Consider the following 19,176-nt stretch of genomic DNA (forward strand, 5'->3'; position numbering starts at 1 on the left):
GACCACGCCGAGGCCAAGCGGTGTCGCGCCATGAGCCGGCTCATGACGATCGGCGTAACGGGAGGCGGACGGAGCGCCCCCGGCGGAAAGCGGGTCTTCGGCCTTTCCGCCGAGGCGTCCTACCGGTCCGCCGTCATGGCGATGTGCGAGGGGATCGCCGAGGCGGCGGCGAGGGCTTTCTCGTAGCCTCCCCGCTCGGCGCTCTCGAAGCCCGCGCGGGGGTACATCGTCCGGCAGGGCAGGTTGGCCGGCGTGTCGACGAAATCGGCCGTGAGCACGGGCCGCCCATCGGCCAAAGCGAGATTGGCCAGTTGATGGAGAACCGCGATCTCGACATCGAGGCCGACGACGCGGCAGCTCATCGCCATCTGCGTGATCGCGTCGTCGCGGATCAGCAGGGTCCCGACCAAACCGTAATCTGTGTATTTGTCGCGGACGCTGAAGGCCTCCATGCGGCCGCCCGCATCGAGGTAGCGGGTCATCTCCTCGAGCGACCAGCGCTTCCCGGTGGTGTTGAACTGGTTGGTCTTGTTCAGCAGTTCGAAGGCGCGCTTGAAGAGGCCGTCGTCGCTCCGCGCGATGGAGGTCAGCCTCACGCGAAGGCCGAGATTGGCTAGAAAATCCTCGCGCGAGAATGTCGAACGCTCCTCCTCGCGCTTGATCTGGGCCCGGATCATGCTCGTGCGGTTCGTTGATTCCCGGCTGATATGGGCCGACTGCATCTCCGGCGCCCAGAGCAGCGTGCGCCGGAGATGGTACAGATCCCTTCCCAGCACGCGAATGCCGGGGATCGCCTCGGTGACGGATGCGCGCTCGACGGGGTTGTCGTCGATGAAGAGCACGTTCTTGGGAAGGATATTGAACTCCTGAATGATCTCCCGGATGTTGTCGATCTTGGGGTTCCAGTTGATCTTGACGGAGGCAAAATCCTCCAGGCGGATGTGGTTCCCGGTCGCCGCGGGCCAGAGTTCCGCGATGCGGGACGCTTCGTTCTTGCTCGATATCGCCAGGAGGATGCCGCGCTTCTTCGCGTAGAGGAGCGCTTCCATGAAGCCGGTCGGCCACCCTTCGCCGTGGTTGTCGGGAACCCTGTCGTATTCGGCGAGGACGCCCCGCCAGAGCGTATCGTCGAGGTCGATGACGACGGCCTTGATCGCGTCGAGGCCCATGATCGAGCGATAGGATGCGGCGAGCTCGAACCAGATCGCACGGGAAAATTCGGCCGTCCTGTTCGAGAAGGATTCGTTCGGCGAGCCGGCGGGTTCGAGCCGCCCGCCATCGACCTCGCGATCCTCGTCGGGGAGCGTGAACCCCTGGTTCAATTGAAGGAGCGAATCGTCCTGAACGTATTGCTTGCCGATGGACGACGCGATCTGGTCGATGTCGAGATAATAAACGTTCTCGATCGACGCGATGCGCTCGACGATGTAGGCGTTGAGTTGCTCGATGAAATAGACCATGTTCCGCAGGTCGTTGCGCGGCATGAGGCGCCCATAGGGATTCTGCTGCGGAACCAGAAATCCCATCACGAATGTGAGCATCTTATACTTGGTGTTCCAGGCCAGGACGATGTCGAGCTGGATGCCGACGATCTCCTTAGCCTGAACGAAAATCCGCTCGTATTCCGCGACATCGTCGTATTCGAGAAAAAAATACTCCAGATCGCGGATGGCATGCCGCAACTGGAGCTGAACGACCTGGAATTTGTAGTCCGCCGCCGCCGCGGGCGGCTCTTCCGGCAGCGGGGCGAGGTTCCCGAACAGGACGAAGTCGATCTCGGCGTTCAGGCCCGCTTCGTCCAGGTAGGGCGCGTGGGCCCAGTTGATCGCGAAGCAGGGGCCGATCGTGGCGATGCGGCCGCGATCGAGCCCCGCCGCCTGCAACTCCGTCGGGCATCGGAAGCGTTCGGGGGCCGGGCGCCGGTCGCGCGGCGCGGGAGGAGCCGGGGCGGGCTGGACCGGTTCCGGTCCCGGCTCAATCGCGTCTGCCGGTCCGGCGGGTTCCGGTCCGGCGGGCTGTCCGGTGGCGGCTTTCCCGATGAGCTTGCCGATGTATCGACGCAGGAAACCGCTCGGCATCGCTCACACCCGGTACTTGCCGTTGCGCTTGATCAGCACCGTGGCGCCCACCGGCACGCGCTCGTAGAGGTCGACGATGTCCTCGTTGAGCATGCGCACGCAGCCCGACGACATCTGCTCGCCGATGCTCCAGGGCTCGTTGGTGCCGTGGATGCGGAAGAGGATGTCGCGGTTGCCCTGGTAGAGATACAGCGCGCGGGCCCCGAGCGGATTGTCGACGCCGCCCTTGCGGGTGCGCGGCAGGTCGGGATGCAGCGAGACCATGGTGGTGGTCGGGCTCCAGTCCGGCCAGACGCCCTTGCGGCCGACCCGCGCCTCGCCCTTCCAGGAGAAGCCGAGCTTGCCCACGCCGACGCCGTATTGGCGGGCCGTGCCGTCGTTCTGGACGAGGGCGAGCTGGCGCTTGTCGATGTCGACGACGATGGTGCCGGGCTTCTCGGGGCCGGTGTAGCTCACCACCTGGCGGCGGTATTTCGGGTCGAGCCGGGAGGTGTCGACCAGGGGCACGTCGTGGGGCTTGTCCGGCATGGTGCCGATGTACCAGGCCGATTCGTCGTCCGCCGCCGCGACGTTGACCGGGCCGCGCTGCTGGCAGGCCGCGAGCGGCGCGATCAGCATGGCCGCCAGCGCGATCCGGCGCAGTCCCGTCGCGGCATTGGCCCGGAAGGTCGGCATGCGGGGATCCTGCATCGGCGCGCTCTCGGAATGTGTCTCTCGCATGTCTCCTGTGTAACCGCTGCGCCGGAGGGAGGGTGTCACCTTTGGGCCGCAGCCACGATGCTTCGGCCCGCTGCCTTCTCCACGGAAAAGCCCTAGTTTCCATCGGCCAGACCCAGGACCGCCGAGGGCATCATGGCCGATACGCTCACCGAGACGACCGATCAGCTCGCGCCGGGCGCTCCCGTCCTGCGACCGGCGATCCATCTCGACCATTGCGTCATCCACGTCTCCGACTGGGAGCGGGCGGCGGCCTTCTACGGTGCCGTGGTCGGCGCCGAGGTGGTGCCGTTCAAGAAGGGGTTCGTGTTCCGCTTCGGCGGCGTGCAGCTCAACGTGCACGGCCCCGGACAGATCGGCGAGCCGCGTGCCGGCCTTCCGGTGATGCCCGGCGGCAGCGACCTCTGCTTCCGCTGGTCCGGCACCGTCGAGGAGGCGATGGCGCATCTCGCCGCGCATGGGGTGCCGGTGGAACTCGGGCCGGTGACGCGCAACGGCGCCGCCGGCAAGGGCACCAGCGTCTATTTCCGCGATCCCGACGGATCGCTGCTCGAATTCATCACCTACGCCTCGGAGTGAGCGCTCAGGCCCGGCTGCGGGCGAGGGCCTGGTTCGACTGTTCGAGGCGCAGCGCCAGCTCGCGCATGACGGCGATGCCGAGCTTCGGGAACTGGGCCAGCAGTTCGAGGAAGACGTCGCGGTCGATCCGCAAAGCCACCGTCGCGCCCTCCGCCGTCACCGTGGCGGAGCGCGGCTGGTCGGCGAGGATGCCCATCTCGCCGACGAGGGCGTTGGTGCCGAGCAGCGCCAGCCGGAACGGCCCCTGCGGGCCTTCGATGGAGACGGCGGCGCCCCCTTCGAGGATGAGATAGGCGGCATCCGCCTCGTCCCCTTGCGCGAAGAGGCGCTGGCCGGGCTCGAAATGGACCCGCTCGCTGGTGAAGGCCAGGAGTTTCAGCCGCGACGGCTCGACCTCGCGGAAGAGGGGCACCTGCCTGAGGGACGAGACCTCGGTGTCGAGGGTCATGACGGGGCTCCGCGTCCTGTCCGGGCGGATGCCCGCCTGCCCGCGCATCCATGCGGGTTGCGCGCGCCATGTCCACCCCGTCCGCAGTATCCGCCCCGCGCGGCTCGTCTCGGTGCTCCCGGATCCGCTCGGGGCGGCAGGGATTTTCCGCCATGGCGCGGCTTCGATGTGCGGCGGCCCACATCCGGTGCGCATATCGATCCACACCCGCTTCCGATTTTCGCTTGCATGATGCTATAAAGACACAGGAACCATTGCGTGGCGGCGAAGGTTGTCCCCACTGAAATAGAAAGCCGAGGAGGCGTCGATGGCATCAGGAAATTCGACTTCGAAGCGTGGGTTCGCGTCCATGGACCTCGAGCGCCAGCGCGAGATCGCCAGCAAGGGCGGTCGCAGCGTCCCGGCCGAGAAGCGTTCCTTCTCCCAGGACCGGGAGCTCGCCTCGTCCGCCGGCCGCAAGGGCGGTCAGTCGACGGGCACGGGCCGCGGCGGTGCCGAGTAATCGTCATTCTGCGGCGTCCGGCATCGGCCGGGCGCCCATGCAGGCGCCGAAAGATCCCCGTCCATTCAGGCGGGGATTTTTTGTTGGCCCGAGACAGCTTGTGGCTGCGAACACGGAAAAAGCCGCGCCCGAGCGGGTGCGGCTTTCAAAAAAAACCTGCCGTGCTTCGTCGGTCAGGCGATGCAGCGGCCTGGCACCATCCGGCGCGCTTCGGGGCCGGCGAGACTGCTGACGGCGGTCTCGCAGCCCTCGCGGACGCTGCGGCGAGGCTTGATCGAGAGTTGCGCCTTCTCGTCCGTCTGCTGCGCCGTCTCGGGAGCCCGGCGTTCACCGATGCGGGTGGCATGCGCGACATGGATGGGGCTGATCGCGAGGCTGACCGGACGCATGCCGGGGAGCGGAGCGGGAGCCGGGATCATCGTCGCGACGGCCGGCGAGCCGGCCCAGGCATCGGCCGTCTGGCGCACCATCGGCTGCACCAGGAGGGCCACGATCGCGGCGGGCCCACTCACGCTCAGAAGGAAGCGAGACCGAAACATCGCGATGATCTCCATGGGAGAGCTTGACAGGACCTCCGAAGAACGCGTCGTCGCGACGTTGGTTCCACAACTGTCCCGCTTTGGTTCAAAACAGTATTCGGGCTCTCCCTCAAGCCGTCCGTGCGCTTTTGCACACCGCCGTCCACAGGGTGCGCTGTGGCGTGATGAACACGCATGGTGAAAAAGATCGGCCGGATCGGCGCCCGGAGGAACCCCGCCCGCCGGCGACCGTTATCGAAGGACCCGGCCACCTGGTCCTCCCCGCATTCCCCTTGTGCATCGGCCGGAACCTTCCCGACGGGCTGGACCTCGCGTCCGGCCCGTTTTTTCGTTCGCAAGGCCCCCGACAGCGAAAAGGCCCCGGCGCGAACCGGGGCCTTTTCGTCGTTCCGGGGGGGGCCTCGGGGAGAGGCCCTCGGGATCGGGATGGGGTGCCGGGCCGCCTCAGGCGGTCTTCGCGTCCCGGCGGCGGGCGGTCTGCTGGAAGAACAGCGCCTGGCTGATCACCGCCGACACGTTGGCCGGCTGGAAGGGTTTCGCGATGAGGAAGGCCGGTTCCGGCCGCTCGCCGGTGAGGAAGCGCTCGGGATAGGCGGTGATGAAGATCACCGGCACCTCGAAGGTCTTGAGGAGGTCGTTCACCGCGTCGAGGCCGGAGGAGCCGTCCGCGAGCTGGATATCGGCGAGGATGAGGCCGGGGCGGCGGCTCTCGGAGGCGAGCTTCACCGCCTCGGTACGGGTCCGCGCGACGCCGATGACGTTGTGCCCCAGGCCCTCGACCAGGGCCTCCAGATCCATGGCGATCAGGGGCTCGTCCTCGATGATGAGGATGTCGGTGGCCATGTCGGCGGCGAGCTCGCGGCCGGCTTCGTCCACGAGGTCGCGCACCTCGGAGACGTCGACGTCGAGAATGATGGCCGCGTCCTCCTCGGAGAAGCCCTCGAGGCAGGACAGCAGGAACGCCTGGCGCGGCAGCGGCGTGATCTGGCCGAGCCGGACCTCGGCCGGCAGGTCGCGCTGCACCGCATCACTCTGCCCGTTCACCGAGAGCGAGTTCCAGATGCGGGTGAAGACGCGGAACAGGTCGGCCTTGACGTTGGCGCTGCGGCCGAGCGTGTCGGGCTCGTTGACCAGCGTCTCCAGCGTCGCGGCCACGTAGGCGTCGCCGGCGACTTGGCTGCCTGTGAGCGCGCGGGCATAGCGGCGCAGATAGGGCAGGTGCTGGACGACGAGTTGCGATGTCGACATTCGATCCCCTGATGCCTGAGGCTCTTGTTGCTTCCGCCCTAACGCCGGTGCGGCGACTCCGTTCCGGCCATGCGGAACCGTTGGCGACCGGCGGCGTTCAAGGGGGAGCCATGGACCATGTCGAGCGGCAAAACAATCGCGGCCGCACCGCGATACGGCCCGCGCCGAGGGGATTGCTTGAATGCGAGACGAGTACAAGCCCGATGGTTCGGGCGCTTCCGCGCGCGGCGGAGATGACATGGCCCAGGCGGTGCGAGAGGCGGCTCAGGCGGAGAGTGACGAACGGCGCGGCCTGACCGAGCAGACCCAGCGGCGCATCGGCACGCATCTCAGGGCGATGTACGAAGGGCTGGTTCAGCAGCCGGTGCCGGACCGTTTCCGGGAGCTCATCGAGAAGCTCGACTCTGCGGACCGCTCGTAGACGTGATCCGCCTTGGACGGTCCTGAAAAATCAATTCGAGCGAAGAGCTTGCGATTTACGACGGATGCGATCGAGCCGTGATCGGCTCTCGCCCTTCGTGCTTGCGAAAACCGTGTTCCCGATCGGGCGGCCGATCCGGTTGCGCGCCCGCCGCTCCGTGCGGCGGGCGTTCTTCATGGTGTCGTCAGAGCGTCGGCGAGCGGCCGCGCATCAGGCCCATGACGGCCGAGATGGCGAACAGGACGATCGCGACGAAGAAGACGAGCTTCGCGGCTTCCATCGCGGTGCCGGCGATGCCGCCGAAGCCGAGCAGGGCGGCGACGAGGGCGACGACGAGGAACGTTACGGCCCAACCGAGCATTTGCGTGGTCCTTCCGATCAACTGGCGCGGTCTCAGCCGCGGCCTCCTGGACACGATAACGCCAAGTCTTCGTCCCGGTTCCGCGTGGTCGAAAGTCTTCGCGCAGTTCTTGCAGCACCTCTCGCGCATCAGGTCTTCCGCAGGGAGGCGGCGTCTCGCGCGGCTTTCTGTCGAGGTTCCGCCCCCCTCCTTGGTGCTGCGCGGGCGCGTCGCGGGAGACGCCCCCTTCACGAGCGCCCGTCGCATCGCCATCTTGGACGCAGGCGCCGGAACGCAAGCCTCACGAGGTGCGTTGCGCTGTCGGTCCATTCTGGACGAGGATGAAGCGAAACCCGAAAGGCGAGACCCCGATGGCCGTGTCCGCGCGATCGATGACCAGCCGAATTGCCGATGCCGTCCAGGGTGTGCTGGAGGCGGCGACGCGCTTGATCGACGTGGTGATGCCGGTCCCGCAGCCTCGGCTCGTCCCGGTGCGCGTGAAGTCCCGCTCCCGCGACGGAAACCGACGCTGACCCCTGCCGGCGTCCGCACAGACTTGCGCGGGCCTCTCCGCGGCAGCGTTGCTCCGACGCTCCACGCGCGAAGCGCCTTACGAAGCTCGTGTTTTCAGAAGGATATCCTCGGCATCGGTGGTCTTCCGCTGTTGTCGTTGGACGGAGGCGCGGCTTAAGTCCGGCCACGGTCCGGGTGCGCGGCATGGCCGGACGAGCCAGTCCGTCCCGCGCGCCGTCGTCGGACACGGTCGTCGGAGACAGCATGACGCTCTTGGGACGGTGGCGCCGGTTCGCGGCCTCGGGCGGCACGCGCCGGCAGATGCTCGGCACGGCGCTCGCCGGGCTGATCCTCGGCCTCGGCAGCGTCACCATCGGTACGTCCCTGGTCCATGCCTCCGAGCGGCAGGGGCTCGCCGGCTTCTTCGAGGCGCTCTTCGGCGGCCAGCGGCCCCAGGCGCAGGTGGAGCCCATGCAACGGGTCGAGGCGGCGAAACCCCGACGGTATTCGAGCCTGCCCGATGCGCGTCGCCTGGGCCACCGGCCGCTGCTCCAGCGGGCGCGCCGCCTCGGCGCCCTGCGCGGCGAGGGCGTGATGCGCCATCGTCAGGTCGGCGGCGCCTCTTCCGGTGTTCTGGCCGGCTCGCGCACCGTCTGCATGCGCCTTTGCGACGGCTTCCTGTTCCCCCTCGGCAACCTCGCCTCGAAGGCGGATATCCCGGTGCACGAATCGGCCTGCGCCGCTGCCTGCCCCGGCAACGAGACGCGGCTCCTCACCCTCGCCCCCGGCGAGACCGAGCTCGACCGGGCCGTGGGCCTCACCGGCATGCCGTATCGCGCCTCGGCGCTGGCCAATGTCTACCGCGAGCGGAAGGTGGAGAACTGCTCCTGCCAGCCGGTGGTGGGCGCGGCGCCGCTCTCGCTCGCGCGCGACCTGACGCTGCGGACGGGCGATGTGGTCGCAACCGCCGACAGCGCCGACGTGGTGACGCGCATCGGCCGGGACGGCGTCGCCGTGCAGGATTTCCGCAGCGCGCGGGGGCTCTCGCGGAACCGCAGCCGCCAGATCGAGGCGCGGGTCGGAGCGCTGCGCCGCGACGAGCAGGCGCGCGCCTTCCGCCGCGCCATGCGCCTGGCGGATCGCGAGCGCGTCATCCAGGTCGCCTCCGCCGGCACGGGGTTCGAGCATGCCCCCAGGGCGGGCAGGCCGGCGGTGTTCGCCTCCGTGCGGGTGGTGACGCCCTCGCCCTTCAGCCGCTGAACCAGCGCTTGCGTTGTGCCGGGCCTCCCGATGGCGTAGGGCCGCCGGGCTGACACGGGGCCCGACACCATGACCGACAGACCCGCCGGCGCGGAGCCCGAGCCGGCCTTCGAGGCGCCGACCGCCGGCACCGGCCGCATGGAAATCCTCGCTCCCCTGATCCGCCGGCGCGTCGCCGGCAATGGCGGCCCCTTCACCGCCACCGGCACCTGCACCTATGTGGTCGGGCGGGGCCGCGTCGCGGTGATCGATCCGGGGCCGGACGATCCCGCGCATGTGGAGGCGCTGCTCGGCGATCTCGCCGGCGAGACCGTCGAGGCGATCCTCGTCACGCATACCCACCGCGACCATTCCCCCGGCGCGCGCCTGCTGAAGGCGCTGACCGGCGCGCCGATCCTCGGCTGCGGTCCCCACCGGGCGGCGCGGCCGCCGTCATCGGGCGAGCTCCCGCTCCTCGACGCCAGCGCCGACCGGGACCACCGTCCCGACCGCGAGCTGCGCGAGGGCGACGAGGTCTCGGGGCCCGGCTGGACCCTGCGCGCCGTGGAGACGCCCGGCCACACCATGAACCACCTCGCCTTCGCCCTGCCGGAGGCGCAGGCGCTCTTTTCAGGCGATCACGTCATGGCGTGGTCCACCAGCATCGTGGCGCCGCCGGACGGCTCGATGCGGGCCTACATGGCCTCCCTCGACAAGCTCCGCGACCGCACCGAGACCGTCTACTGGCCCGGCCATGGCGGCCCGGTGCGCGATCCGCGCCGCTTCGTGCGGGCGCTGGCGGCCCATCGGCGCCAGCGCGAGGCGGCGATCCTGGCGCGGGTCGAGGCGGGGGACGGCGACATCCGCGGCATCGTCGGCGCGATCTATCAGGGCCTCAACCCGGCGCTGCGCGGCGCGGCGGCGCTGTCGGTCTTCGCGCATCTCGAGGATCTCGTGGAGCGCGGCATCGTGCTGTCAGACGGGCCGGCGCGGCTCGACACCCGCTACCGCCCGGCCGCTTGATCTCATTCCGGGCGCCGCGTTCGGCCCCGTCCGGCTCCCCTCTCCCCCCTGCGGGAGAGGGTGGCCCGCGAAGCGGGTCGGGTGAGGGGAGCGACAGTGCCGGATAGCGCGCGCTCCCCTCTCCCGACCCTCGCTGACGCGAGGGCCACCCTCCCCCGCAGAGGGGGGGAGGGCGACGCTTTCGGCCGAACGCATTACCCAAAAACCCTAACGCATTCCGTTACTTCACCGCGAGCGCGAGGTTGGCCACCTCGTCGAGATAGGCGCGGATGCGGTCGGCGTTGCCGCCGAAGTCGCGGCTGCCGATGCGCGAGGCGGAGCGCACGTCGATGCGGGCGCCGTCCGCGCGCGGGCGCACCCGCACGGTGACGTCGTCGGGGCGGTTGAGGACGAGCCCGCGCGCCACCGCGTCGATGCGTCCGTTGCCGATGCGGCCGCCGGGCCGGATCGCCTCGACGATCTGCCACTTGCGGTTCACCGCCGCCTTGCGGGCGATGTCGAAGGCCTCGTTCGCGTCGATGTCGAGGCTCAGCGGCGCGATCTGCGGATAGGCGGCGCGTTGGCGCTCGCGGGCCTGCGGGCCGGGATCGGGGGGGTAGCGCCCGTCGCGGGCGGCGAAGGCGAGGCGCGAGCGCGAGAAGGCTGGCGGATTCTCGGTGTCGGTGCTGACGTCGGCGATGGCCGGCAGGCGCAGGCCCCGCAAGCCCGCATAGGCCGGATAGGCGAGGACCAGGCCCGCCACCAGCAATCCGCCCAGCGCCGCGCCGAGCCCCCGCGCGCCCTCCCGCCAGACCCGCACGAAGGCGAAGCCCGCGAGCAGGATCGCGAGGAGCGCCGTCGCCAGCCCGGCGGCGAGGGCCGCCAGGGCGGCCGGGCCGTCCGCGCGCGGATCGCGCACCAGCATCAGCGCGATCAGGCTGGCGATCACCGAGAAGAACGCCACCCGCCGCGCCAGCGGGCCGGCGCGGGTCACGGGTTCCTCGGCGAGCAGGCGGCGCATGACGGGGCTTCGGGGGTGAGGCTTGGCGGACGGGCGCCCAGATGTACCGGCCGGCGCGGGACGGCGCTACCCGGCGCCGTGCCCCGCACCAATGGACAGGTGGGGATCGCGCCGACCCCGCTGCCGCAAGCCGCCGGGGCCTGCTATAGGCTGCATCCGATATGTCGCGTCTCCAAGCCGTCGAGCCTCAATCGAGCCCGGTCGACCCGATGCGGGTCTGGTTCCGGTTCATCCGCCTGCACCGCCGGGTCTCGAACGCGGTGGGTGTGGAGCTGCGCCGTCTCGGCCTCTCGATCCCGCAATTCGACGTCCTCTCGACGCTGACGGAGAGCGAGGGGCTGACCCAGCAGGACCTCGCGGCGCGGCTCTATGTCACCAAGGGCAATGTCTCGGGGCTGATCGACCGGCTGGTGGAGGCGGGGCTCGTGGAGCGCCGCGCCATCCCCGGCGACCGGCGCTCCCACGCGCTGCATCTCACCCCGGAGGGCGAACGGCTCGCCGCTGCCGGCATCGCCGCGCAGAGCGCCTACGTGGCGCGCACCCTCGGCAGCCTGCCGCCGAAGGATCTGGCCGAGTTCGATCGTCTCGTGCGGATCTGGCGCGACGCCGCCCGTGCCGACGGCGAGGGTCCGCACCCGGAGGGCTGAGGCGGGCGTCTACGCCATGGCCTACGCCATGCCGAGGGCCTGCAAGTAGAGCTCGAGGATCGCCTCCTCCTCCTCGCGCTCCGAATGGTCGCGCTTGCGCATGGAGACGATCTTGCGCAGCACCTTCACGTCGAAACCGTTGGCTTTGGCCTCGGCGTAGACGTCCTTGATGTCGCCCGCGATGCCGGCCTTCTCCTCCTCGAGCCGCTCGATGCGCTCGATGATGCTCTTGAGCTGGTCGGCTGCGACGGAAGAGGGATCCACTCCCGTGGAGGCTGGGGCTGCCATGTCGTCGGTCCTGTCTTGTCGGCGCCGCTCGCGCGCGGCGCCCTCGGCGGTGTCGTAATCGGTCAACCTTACCCGGAGGTGAGCGGTCCGGGATCAGTGCGGCGTCTGCTGCGCCTTGGCGAAGGCGGCCTGCTGCTCGGGGCTGGCCTCGGGCTGATGCTTCGCCTTCCACTCGGCATAGGGCATCCCGTACACGGCCTCGCGGCTCTCGTCCTTGGTCAGCGCGACGCCCTTTTCGTCGGCGGCATCCTTCAGCCAGTTCGACAGGCAGTTGCGGCAGAAGCCGGCCAGATTCATCAGGTCGATGTTCTGCACGTCGCTGCGCTTGCGCAGATGCGCCGCGAGCCGGCGGAAGACGGCGGCCTCCAGTTCGGTGCGGGTGGCGTCGTCGATCTCGCTCATGGCGTCCTCGTTCTTTCGGTGTCCGCGTGATGTCGGCGGCGCGTCAAGCGAATCAAGCCGGCGGATTTCAAGAAGGTCTGCGCATCAGCGGGCGCAGAACGCGGGCGAGGCGCGCGGCCCATTCCGCCTGCCCCTCCTCCGCCGCGACGAGATCCTGGCGGACCTCGACCAGCGCGTTGGGGAGCCCGCGCGCGGTAGCGTGGCGGTCGATCGTGTCGCCCGGCAGGCCCCCGCCATAGGGCTCGTTGTCGCCGACCGTCAGCCCGGCCGGATCGGCCTCCAGCCCGGCGATCATCGGCACGCTCAAGCGGTCGTCGCGGTCGTAGAGGATGCCGACCTGCCAGGGCCGGGCGACGCCCCGCCAGAACGGTGTGAAGCTGTGGATCGTCACGATGGCGGGGGCGAAGCCCGCCGCCTGCCCCTCGCCCACCGCCGCGTCGATGGCCCGGTCGAAGGGATCGTAGAAGCGCCGGATGCGCTCGGCGACGCCGTCCGCGCCGATGCGGGCGTTGCCGGGCACCACGGCGCCGTCCGAGAGGCGCATCACCAGGGTCGGGTCGTCGCGTCCGCGGTTCGGATCGATGATGAGGCGCGAGAACCGCGTCAGGATCGCCGGCGCGCCGAGCGCCTCCGCCAGCCGCCGCGTCACCCCGGCCGCGCCGATGTCGTAGGCGATATGGCGGGCGAATTCGCGCTCGGGCACGCCGAGGCGGCCGAGATCGTCGGGGACGTGGTTCGAGGCGTGGTCGCAGACCAGCACCAGCCCGCATCGCGGATCGCCGGGAAGGGTCTCGACGGGATGGGGCGGCGGGGGGGCGGCGCTCTGCGTCTCGCTCACGGGGCTTGGTCGATCCAATGCTCGGGTGCCGAATCTTGGCGTCGGAAATCTTGCCGTCGCGGCGGGGCTCGGGCAGAGCACGTATCAAGGATCGTGCGCTCACGGCAACAAACCCGGCCCGTCGCCCTCCCCTCGCACGATGCGGGCGCGAGGGCGAGGACGCACGACGGACAAGAGTTCGACTCGACGAGGAAACGCATGACCGCCTCCGATCCCGCCGTGCAGACGCAGCGCCGCCTCCTCGCCGAGTTCCTCGACGCGGCGATCGCGGCGGCGCACCCGGTGAAGTGCCTGCCCGCGCATCTGCCGCCGCCCTCCCCCGGCCGCCTCGTCATCCTCGGCGCCGGCAAGGCGGGGGGCAGCATGGCCGCCGTGGCGAGCAAATTCTATCGCGAGCAGCACGGCCTCGGGGCCGACCGCATCGTCGGCCTGGCGGTGGCCCGGCACGGCTACGGCGAGGACGCGCCTCTGATCCGCATGGTCGAGGCCGGTCATCCCGTGCCCGACGCCGCGGGCATCGAAGCGACGAAGGACGCTCTCAAGATCGCCTCCCAGGCCGGCCCCGACGACGAGGTGCTGGTGCTGCTCTCGGGGGGCGGCTCGGCCAACTGGATCGCGCCCGCAGGCGATCTGACGCTCTCCGAGAAGCAGGCGATCACCAAGGCGCTGCTGCGCTCGGGCGCGCCGATCGGCGAGATCAACACCGTGCGCAAGCATCTCTCGCGCATCAAGGGCGGCCGGCTGGCGGTGGCCGCGCGGAACGCGCGCTCGATCCTGACGCTCGCCATCTCCGACGTGCCCTTCGACGATCCCGCCGTGATCGCCTCCGGCCCGACCGTGCCCGACCCCTCGACCCTGGCCCAGGCCCGCGAGATCTGCGAGCGGCGCGGCATCCCGCTGCCCGAGGCGGCGGTGCGGCTCCTGAACGATCCGGCGAACGAGACCCCGAAGGCGGGCGACGCGGCCTTCGCGCGGGCCGAGTACCGCATCATCGCGCGGCCCGTCGACGCGCTCGAGGCGGCGTCCGCCGCCGCGAAGGCCGCCGGCTACGAGGTCGAGATGCTCGGCTCCGATCTCGAGGGCGAGGCCCGCGCCGTCGCCGCCGAACACGCGGTGCTGGCGCGCGCCGCGAAGGCCGCCGGCCGCAAGGTCGCGCTGATCTCGGGGGGCGAACTCACCGTCACCATCGTCGGCGAGGGCACCGGCGGTCCGAACCAGGAATACGCGCTCGCGCTCGCCATCGCGCTCGACGGCGCGCCCGGCATCTCGGCCGTCTCCGCCGATACCGACGGCACCGACGGCGGCCGGGGCGAGGCCACCGATCCCGCCGGCGGCCTGATCGACCCGACGACCCTGGAACGCGCCCGCGCCGCCGGCCTCGATCCGGCCGCGATGCTGGCCGACAACGATTCGACGCGCTTCTTCGACAGCGTCGGCGACCTCGTGAAGCCCGGCCCCACCCGCACCAATGTCAACGATTGCCGCATCATCCTCGTCGGCTGAGGGCGTGTCCGCATCCGCCGCGCCTCTCCCCTCCCCCGCGAAGGGGGGAGGGATACGCGCGGCGCTCGTCGCCGTCTCCCTGATCGCGTGCGCCACCCCCGCCCGCGCGGACCTGCGCCTGTGCAACCTGACGCCGAGCAAGGTCGGCATCGCGCTGGGCTACCGCGATCCTCAAGGGTGGGTCACGGAGGGCTGGTGGGACCTGACGCCGAAGGCCTGCGAGACCCTGCTCAAGGGCGCTCTGGCGGGCCGGTTCTACTACGTCTTCGCCGTGGACTACACGCGCGGCGGCGAGTGGAGCGGGCGCTCGCTGATGTGCACCAAGGATGCCGCGTTCACGATTCGCGGCGTCGAGGACTGCCTGGCGCGCGGCTACGACCGCAACGGCTTCTTCGAGGTCGATACCGGCGAGCAGAAGAGCTGGACGATCCAGCTCACCGACCCGAACCAGCCGGTGGCGCCCCCGCCCTGAGCTGCCCGCTTCCCGTCCTGTCCGGGGAGATGTGAATTCATTTCACCACGGCGGAAAGGAAAAGCTTCCCCGCCCCTCCCTTGACGCGGCCATGCTGCCGGTGCTTCTGGCCCCTCGCCCAGAGAGCCGCTCGCCACGCCGTCGCCCGGCGGGCGCCGGTGAAGCTCCGACGGAGGCCGGTTTGAAACGTTCCCGCCGCACGAAGATCGTCGCCACCCTCGGGCCGGCATCCGATTCGCCGGAGATGATCTCCAAGCTCTTCCATGCGGGCGCGGACGTGTTCCGCCTCAACATGAGCCATCTCCCGCGCGAGAAGCTGCCCGAGAAGATCGAGGTGATCCGCACCGTGGAGCGCGAGGCCAAGCGGCCGATCGCGATCCTCGTCGATCTCCAGGGTCCGAAGCTGCGCGTCGGCGCCTTCGCGGAAGGCGCCGCGATGCTCGTGCCGGGCGCCTCCTTCACCTTCGACGACAACCCCGAGCCGGGCACGATCGATCGCGTCTACCTGCCCCATGCCGAGATCCTCTCGGCGCTGGAATCCGGCCACTCCGTGCTCGTGGACGACGGCAAGCTGCGCCTGACCGTGACCGACGTGGGGCCGGGCCGCGCCACCTGCCGGGTCGAGGTCGGCGGCCGCATCTCGAACCGCAAGGGCGTCTCGCTGCCCCACACCATCGTGCCGCTGCCGGCGATGACGGAGAAGGACCGCGCCGATCTGGAGGCCGGGCTCAACGCCGGCGCCGACTGGATCGCGGTGTCCTTCGTGCAGCGCCCCGAGGACGTGGCCGAGGTCAAGAAGGTCTGCGCCGGGCGCGCCCTGGTGATGTCGAAGATCGAGAAGCCGCAGGCGCTGGCGCGGCTCGACGAGATCATGGAGATCTCGGACGGGCTGATGGTCGCGCGCGGCGATCTCGGCGTGGAGATGCCGCTGGAGCAGGTTCCCGGCGTGCAGAAGCGCATCGTGCGCGGTGCCCGCCGCCTCGGCAAGCCGGTGGTGGTCGCCACCCAGATGCTCGAATCGATGATCACCGCCCCGGTGCCGACCCGCGCCGAGGTCTCCGACGTCGCCACCGCCGTGTACGAGGGCGCTGACGCCGTGATGCTCTCCGCCGAGAGCGCCTCGGGCGCCTTCCCGGTGGAGGCCATCGAGACCATGAGCCGGATCGCCGAGCAGGTGGAGCGCGACGCGCTCTACTGGTCGATCATTCGCGCCGCGCGGCTGGAGCCGGAGCACACGGCGGCCGATGCCATCGCGGCGTCCGCGCACCAGATGGTCGAGTCCCTCGACCTCGACACGATCATGGCCTGGACGCATTCGGGCTCGACGGCGCTGCGCCTGTCGCGGGCGCGGCCCAACGCCACCGTGATCGCGCTGACCCCGAAGCGCGAGACGGCGCGCCGCCTCGCCATGGCCTGGGGCACCCACCCCATCGTCACCAACGACGCCAGCGACGTGGACGACATGGCCTTCCGCGCCGCGAAGTTCGCCGTGCGCGAGCGCTTCGCCGAGATCGGCGACCGCATCATCGTGGTGGCCGGCGTGCCCTTCGGGACGCCCGGCGCCACCAACCTCGTGCGCATCGCCTTCGTGACCCGCGAGCACGCCGCGCGGGCCTGATTGCCGTCTACGGCGCGGCCGCCCGCTCCGCAGGGGGCGCGGCGGTCGCCGCCGCGAGGCGCTCGACCTCGGCCGCGAGAAGGCCGGTGGCGACCCACGGCACCATGTGGCCCGCCCCCGGCACACCGACGAAGCGCGCGCCGGGGATCTCCTGCGCGAGTGGACGGCCCTGGTTGGGCGTGCGCACGATCGGGTCGGCATCGCCCGCGACGATCACGGTCGGCACCGTCAGCGTGGGGTAGCGCGGCGCCTGCTCCGCCAGCGCCGCCGGCAACGCGACGAGATCCTGGACATTGGCAAGCATCGTCGCCGGCCGCAGCACGAGGGCGGCGCGGCTCCTGTCGAGATAGCCCTCGGCGGGCGGCTGCGGCGCGAAGGCCGCCCGTTCCGCGCCGTCGAGGAGATGGAGACCGGCCGGCGGCCCGAGGGTTCGGCTGAGCAGCCACGCCACGGGCGGCGCCACGGCGAGGCGTCCGTACCAGGGCAGGGCCCGCCCGTCGGCCGGCAGGGGCCGCGCCACGGGCGAGACCAGCACCAGCCCCGACACCCGCTCGGGGTGATCCAGCGCCATCGCCAGGACCACGGCGCCCCCGAGCGAATGCCCGAGCAGGATCGCCCCGCCGATCCCCATGCGCGCGAGCGCCGCCGCCAGGATGGCCGCCTGCGCTTTCGGCGTCGCGGCCTCGGCGCCCCCGATCCGGTCGCTCCAGCCGAGGCCGGGCCGGTCGAGGGAGACGACCCGGAAGCCGTCCGCCGCGAGCGGCCGGCCGATGCTCTCCATCAGGTCGGCGGCGTTGCCCGAGGCGCCGTGGACGAGCACCACCGTCGCCCTGGCGACCGCCCGAGGGCCGTCCTCGATGGTGGCGATGCGGCCGCCGGGCACCTCGACGAAGGGACCGGCGGGCGGAAACCGTCCGCCGACGCGCAGGGAGATCGCCAGGCTCGCCAGGGCACCCGCGCTGAGCCCCAGCCCGACGAGGCTCGCGGCGATTCCCGAGAGCGCCGCGAGCACCCGGAGCGGCCCCATCAGAGGTCGCGCCCGTCCACGTCCGGCGCGAGCTTGTCGATGGCGTCCTGGACCTTCGGCATGCGCGGATAGATCGCGATGGCGCGGCGGAAGGCGTCGAGGGCGTGCGGCTTGTCCTCGTTGGAGAGGTAGATGCGCGCGAGCGCGGCCCAGGCCTCGTAGTGGCGCGGCTCCAGCACCAGGGCGCGCTTCAGGTCGGCGATGGCGCCCTCCTTGTCGGAGAGGTGCCAGAACACCAGGGCCCGGCGGTTCCAGCCCTCGGACCAGCCCGGTTCCAGGGTGGTGACGCGGTCCATCAGCTCGGCGGCGAGGGGAATCTCGTTGGCGCCCATCGCCTGGCGGGCGCGCTCCGTCAGGAGATCGGCGGTGCCGCTGCCGGAGCGTTCGAGGCGCCGGTCGATGAGCTTGGCGACGCCGCGCGCCTCGGCATCGTCCTCCGCCTCGCGCAGGCGCTGGAAGAGGTCGTCGAGCGTCACCGGCGCGGGGGCGGCCTTGGGCTCGGGAGGCTTGGCGGAGGGTCTGGCGGGGGGCGGAGCGGGCGTGGCGCGCGGCATCAGCCGGCCGTCCGGCCCGTCGGGGAAGAGCGCGCCGGGAGGCGCTGCGTCGACCCGCGCGGCGCTCCCGACGAGGAGCGCGGCAGTCAGGACGGTGGCGAGGCTGCGCGGCATCCCCTCAAGGTGGCCGCGACGGGCTCCGCCGTCAACGCGCCGCGCCGTCGCGCGAGAGCGGACGACGAACCGCCGGAACGAAAAACGCCGGCGGGTCGCGCCGGCGTCGACAGGCTTAAGGCCCTGTCCGGGCCCTGCCGTGGTCGGTTCAGCCCTGGCGGGCCTTGAAGCGCTTCTGCGTCTTGTTGATGACGTAGACGCGGCCCTTGCGGCGCACGAGCTGGTTGTCGCGGTGACGGCCGCGCAGGGACTTGAGCGAGTTGCGAATCTTCATCGGACCCATCGGCGCGGCACCGGGGCCTGCCGCTCATCGATTGTGTTTCAGGAACGGGCGCGCACAGCACGACCGGCGACGGCGCTGACGCAATCGCGGAAAGGCGGTTCCCTTATCAGGATTCGTGCCGGGGAGGCAAGGTACTCCGCTCGCGTCTCGCGGTTTCGGCTCGCTCCCATGGACTCGGGAGGAATCGGATCGTACATACAATCCGATGCTGGTCGTATGGGACGAACCGAAGCGAATCTCGAATCTCCGGACTCACGGTCTGGATTTCGCCGATGCCCGCGAGCGTTTTTCCTTCGAGGAGGCGATCGTCTTTCCGAGCTATGCCGGCCGGGGCGGTCGCGAGCGATATGTTGCCGTGGGGCCGCTCGACGACCGGCTCGTGGCCTTCGTCTTCGCGATCCTCGGAACGGAGGCGGTGTCGCTGATCAGCCTGAGGCCCGCGAGCCGCAGGGAACGGAGGCTCTATGAGCAAGCGTAGGCTCGATTTTCCGCCGATCTCGGATGTAGACGAGACGCGTATCCAAGCCGGTATCGACACAGACCCGGACAACCCCGAATGGACCGCCGAGGATTTCAAGCGGGCGCGCCCCTTCGCCGAGGTCTTCCCGGAGATAGCCGAGGCCCTGCGCCGGTCGCGCGGGCCTCAGAAGGCTCCCACGAAGGAACTCGTCTCGATCCGGCTCGACCGGGACGTCGTGGAGCATTTCCGCGCGTCCGGCGCGGGCTGGCAGACCCGCGTCAACGATCTCCTGCGCGCCGCCATGAAACGGTGACGCGCGCCGG

The 19,176-nt window shown here is 70.6% G+C and carries 25 protein-coding genes; 12 read left to right on the forward strand and 13 right to left on the reverse strand.

Annotated elements, in window-relative coordinates; translation table 11 throughout:
- Window positions 1–119: 119 nt before the first annotated feature.
- Both ACP56T_RS09645 and ACP56T_RS09650 read right to left on the reverse strand, forming a co-directional pair.
- Complete coding sequence (locus tag ACP56T_RS09645) at window positions 120–2,078, reverse strand: HAD-IIIC family phosphatase (RefSeq protein ID WP_430911922.1); 1,959 nt, start codon at window positions 2,076–2,078, stop codon at window positions 120–122.
- Between the two features lie 3 nt (window positions 2,079–2,081).
- Entirely contained in the window at window positions 2,082–2,753 is a 672-nt protein-coding gene (locus ACP56T_RS09650; protein ID WP_430911968.1) for a L,D-transpeptidase, read from the reverse strand.
- 177 nt (window positions 2,754–2,930) lie between these two features.
- Between ACP56T_RS09650 and ACP56T_RS09655 the strand changes: the two genes are divergently transcribed.
- A complete protein-coding gene (locus tag ACP56T_RS09655) occupies window positions 2,931–3,374 on the forward strand; it encodes a VOC family protein (RefSeq protein ID WP_430911923.1) in 444 nt (147 codons plus the stop codon).
- Between the two features lie 4 nt (window positions 3,375–3,378).
- Here ACP56T_RS09655 and ACP56T_RS09660 read toward each other — a convergent pair whose 3' ends face one another.
- Window positions 3,379–3,822 carry a cyclic nucleotide-binding domain-containing protein gene (locus ACP56T_RS09660; RefSeq protein ID WP_430911924.1) on the reverse strand — a complete coding sequence of 148 codons (444 nt, stop codon included), beginning with the start codon at window positions 3,820–3,822 and terminating at the stop codon, window positions 3,379–3,381.
- A 307-nt stretch (window positions 3,823–4,129) separates the two neighbouring features.
- On the opposite strand from ACP56T_RS09660, the gene ACP56T_RS09665 reads away from it, so the two are divergent.
- Entirely contained in the window at window positions 4,130–4,324 is a 195-nt protein-coding gene (locus ACP56T_RS09665; RefSeq protein WP_147027425.1) for a con-10 family general stress protein, read from the forward strand.
- A 173-nt stretch (window positions 4,325–4,497) separates the two neighbouring features.
- On the opposite strand, the gene ACP56T_RS09670 is transcribed toward ACP56T_RS09665, so the two are convergent.
- Both ACP56T_RS09670 and ACP56T_RS09675 read right to left on the reverse strand, forming a co-directional pair.
- A complete protein-coding gene (locus ACP56T_RS09670) occupies window positions 4,498–4,863 on the reverse strand; it encodes a hypothetical protein (protein ID WP_430911925.1) in 366 nt (121 codons plus the stop codon).
- 444 nt (window positions 4,864–5,307) lie between these two features.
- Window positions 5,308–6,111 carry a response regulator gene (locus ACP56T_RS09675; RefSeq protein ID WP_430911926.1) on the reverse strand — a complete coding sequence of 268 codons (804 nt, stop codon included), beginning with the start codon at window positions 6,109–6,111 and terminating at the stop codon, window positions 5,308–5,310.
- A gap of 238 nt (window positions 6,112–6,349) precedes the next feature.
- Between ACP56T_RS09675 and ACP56T_RS09680 the strand changes: the two genes are divergently transcribed.
- Window positions 6,350–6,532, forward strand: coding sequence for a NepR family anti-sigma factor (locus ACP56T_RS09680; RefSeq protein ID WP_430911969.1), 183 nt, complete (start codon window positions 6,350–6,352; stop codon window positions 6,530–6,532).
- A 184-nt stretch (window positions 6,533–6,716) separates the two neighbouring features.
- Here the strand turns inward: ACP56T_RS09680 and ACP56T_RS09685 are convergent, their stop codons facing one another.
- Window positions 6,717–6,893, reverse strand: a complete 177-nt coding sequence (locus tag ACP56T_RS09685) for a DUF1328 domain-containing protein (protein WP_430911927.1) — start codon at window positions 6,891–6,893, stop codon at window positions 6,717–6,719.
- A gap of 350 nt (window positions 6,894–7,243) precedes the next feature.
- On the opposite strand from ACP56T_RS09685, the gene ACP56T_RS09690 reads away from it, so the two are divergent.
- From ACP56T_RS09690 to ACP56T_RS09700, 3 genes are all read left to right on the forward strand, one after another.
- Window positions 7,244–7,405, forward strand: coding sequence for a hypothetical protein (locus tag ACP56T_RS09690; RefSeq protein WP_430911928.1), 162 nt, complete (start codon window positions 7,244–7,246; stop codon window positions 7,403–7,405).
- A gap of 244 nt (window positions 7,406–7,649) precedes the next feature.
- A complete protein-coding gene (locus tag ACP56T_RS09695; protein WP_430911929.1) occupies window positions 7,650–8,645 on the forward strand; it encodes a DUF2865 domain-containing protein in 996 nt (331 codons plus the stop codon).
- A gap of 69 nt (window positions 8,646–8,714) precedes the next feature.
- Entirely contained in the window at window positions 8,715–9,647 is a 933-nt protein-coding gene (locus tag ACP56T_RS09700; protein ID WP_430911930.1) for an MBL fold metallo-hydrolase, read from the forward strand.
- 220 nt (window positions 9,648–9,867) lie between these two features.
- Here ACP56T_RS09700 and ACP56T_RS09705 read toward each other — a convergent pair whose 3' ends face one another.
- Window positions 9,868–10,647, reverse strand: a complete 780-nt coding sequence (locus ACP56T_RS09705) for a DUF1499 domain-containing protein (RefSeq protein WP_430911931.1) — start codon at window positions 10,645–10,647, stop codon at window positions 9,868–9,870.
- Between the two features lie 161 nt (window positions 10,648–10,808).
- Here ACP56T_RS09705 and ACP56T_RS09710 point away from each other — a divergent pair, with 161 nt between their 5' ends.
- The gene (locus tag ACP56T_RS09710) at window positions 10,809–11,294 is read left to right on the forward strand and encodes a MarR family winged helix-turn-helix transcriptional regulator (RefSeq protein ID WP_430911932.1); all 486 of its coding nucleotides are present in this window, start codon (window positions 10,809–10,811) and stop codon (window positions 11,292–11,294) included.
- A gap of 21 nt (window positions 11,295–11,315) precedes the next feature.
- Here the strand turns inward: ACP56T_RS09710 and ACP56T_RS09715 are convergent, their stop codons facing one another.
- The 3 genes from ACP56T_RS09715 to ACP56T_RS09725 form a co-directional block, all read right to left on the reverse strand.
- On the reverse strand, window positions 11,316–11,582 hold the full coding sequence (locus ACP56T_RS09715) for a DUF2312 domain-containing protein (protein WP_430911933.1): 267 nt from the start codon (window positions 11,580–11,582) through the stop codon (window positions 11,316–11,318).
- Between the two features lie 93 nt (window positions 11,583–11,675).
- Window positions 11,676–11,984: a DUF1244 domain-containing protein gene (locus ACP56T_RS09720; protein ID WP_430911934.1), complete on the reverse strand. Its 309-nt coding sequence runs from the start codon at window positions 11,982–11,984 to the stop codon at window positions 11,676–11,678.
- 67 nt (window positions 11,985–12,051) lie between these two features.
- Window positions 12,052–12,822 (reverse strand): N-formylglutamate amidohydrolase, encoded by a 771-nt coding sequence (locus ACP56T_RS09725; RefSeq protein WP_430911935.1) that lies wholly within the window; start codon window positions 12,820–12,822, stop codon window positions 12,052–12,054.
- 198 nt (window positions 12,823–13,020) lie between these two features.
- Here ACP56T_RS09725 and ACP56T_RS09730 point away from each other — a divergent pair, with 198 nt between their 5' ends.
- The 3 genes from ACP56T_RS09730 (at window position 13,021) to pyk (ending at window position 16,415) form a co-directional block, all read left to right on the forward strand.
- Complete coding sequence (locus ACP56T_RS09730; RefSeq protein ID WP_430911936.1) at window positions 13,021–14,325, forward strand: glycerate kinase type-2 family protein; 1,305 nt, start codon at window positions 13,021–13,023, stop codon at window positions 14,323–14,325.
- A gap of 4 nt (window positions 14,326–14,329) precedes the next feature.
- Window positions 14,330–14,797 carry a DUF1036 domain-containing protein gene (locus tag ACP56T_RS09735; RefSeq protein ID WP_430911937.1) on the forward strand — a complete coding sequence of 156 codons (468 nt, stop codon included), beginning with the start codon at window positions 14,330–14,332 and terminating at the stop codon, window positions 14,795–14,797.
- Window positions 14,798–14,978: 181 nt separating this feature from the next.
- The gene (gene pyk, locus ACP56T_RS09740; RefSeq protein ID WP_430911938.1) at window positions 14,979–16,415 is read left to right on the forward strand and encodes a pyruvate kinase; all 1,437 of its coding nucleotides are present in this window, start codon (window positions 14,979–14,981) and stop codon (window positions 16,413–16,415) included.
- A gap of 7 nt (window positions 16,416–16,422) precedes the next feature.
- Here the strand turns inward: pyk and ACP56T_RS09745 are convergent, their stop codons facing one another.
- The 3 genes from ACP56T_RS09745 to ykgO form a co-directional block, all read right to left on the reverse strand.
- Window positions 16,423–17,442: an alpha/beta hydrolase gene (locus ACP56T_RS09745; protein WP_430911939.1), complete on the reverse strand. Its 1,020-nt coding sequence runs from the start codon at window positions 17,440–17,442 to the stop codon at window positions 16,423–16,425.
- Window positions 17,442–17,996: a tetratricopeptide repeat protein gene (locus ACP56T_RS09750; RefSeq protein WP_430911970.1), complete on the reverse strand. Its 555-nt coding sequence runs from the start codon at window positions 17,994–17,996 to the stop codon at window positions 17,442–17,444. Before ACP56T_RS09750 ends, ACP56T_RS09745 begins: the two co-directional genes overlap by 1 nt.
- 262 nt (window positions 17,997–18,258) lie before the next feature.
- Window positions 18,259–18,384: a type B 50S ribosomal protein L36 gene (ykgO, locus tag ACP56T_RS09755; RefSeq protein ID WP_003601867.1), complete on the reverse strand. Its 126-nt coding sequence runs from the start codon at window positions 18,382–18,384 to the stop codon at window positions 18,259–18,261.
- 214 nt (window positions 18,385–18,598) lie between these two features.
- On the opposite strand from ykgO, the gene ACP56T_RS09760 reads away from it, so the two are divergent.
- Together ACP56T_RS09760 and ACP56T_RS09765 are read left to right on the forward strand one after the other, a co-directional pair.
- On the forward strand, window positions 18,599–18,871 hold the full coding sequence (locus ACP56T_RS09760; protein WP_430911940.1) for a BrnT family toxin: 273 nt from the start codon (window positions 18,599–18,601) through the stop codon (window positions 18,869–18,871).
- On the forward strand, window positions 18,858–19,166 hold the full coding sequence (locus tag ACP56T_RS09765; protein ID WP_430911941.1) for a BrnA antitoxin family protein: 309 nt from the start codon (window positions 18,858–18,860) through the stop codon (window positions 19,164–19,166). The genes ACP56T_RS09760 and ACP56T_RS09765 overlap by 14 nt, the downstream gene beginning before the upstream one ends.
- The last annotated feature ends 10 nt before the right edge of the window (window positions 19,167–19,176 follow it).

It is taken from the genome of Methylobacterium endophyticum (genome assembly GCF_050591105.1).
Taxonomy (GTDB): Bacteria; Pseudomonadota; Alphaproteobacteria; order Rhizobiales; family Beijerinckiaceae; genus Methylobacterium.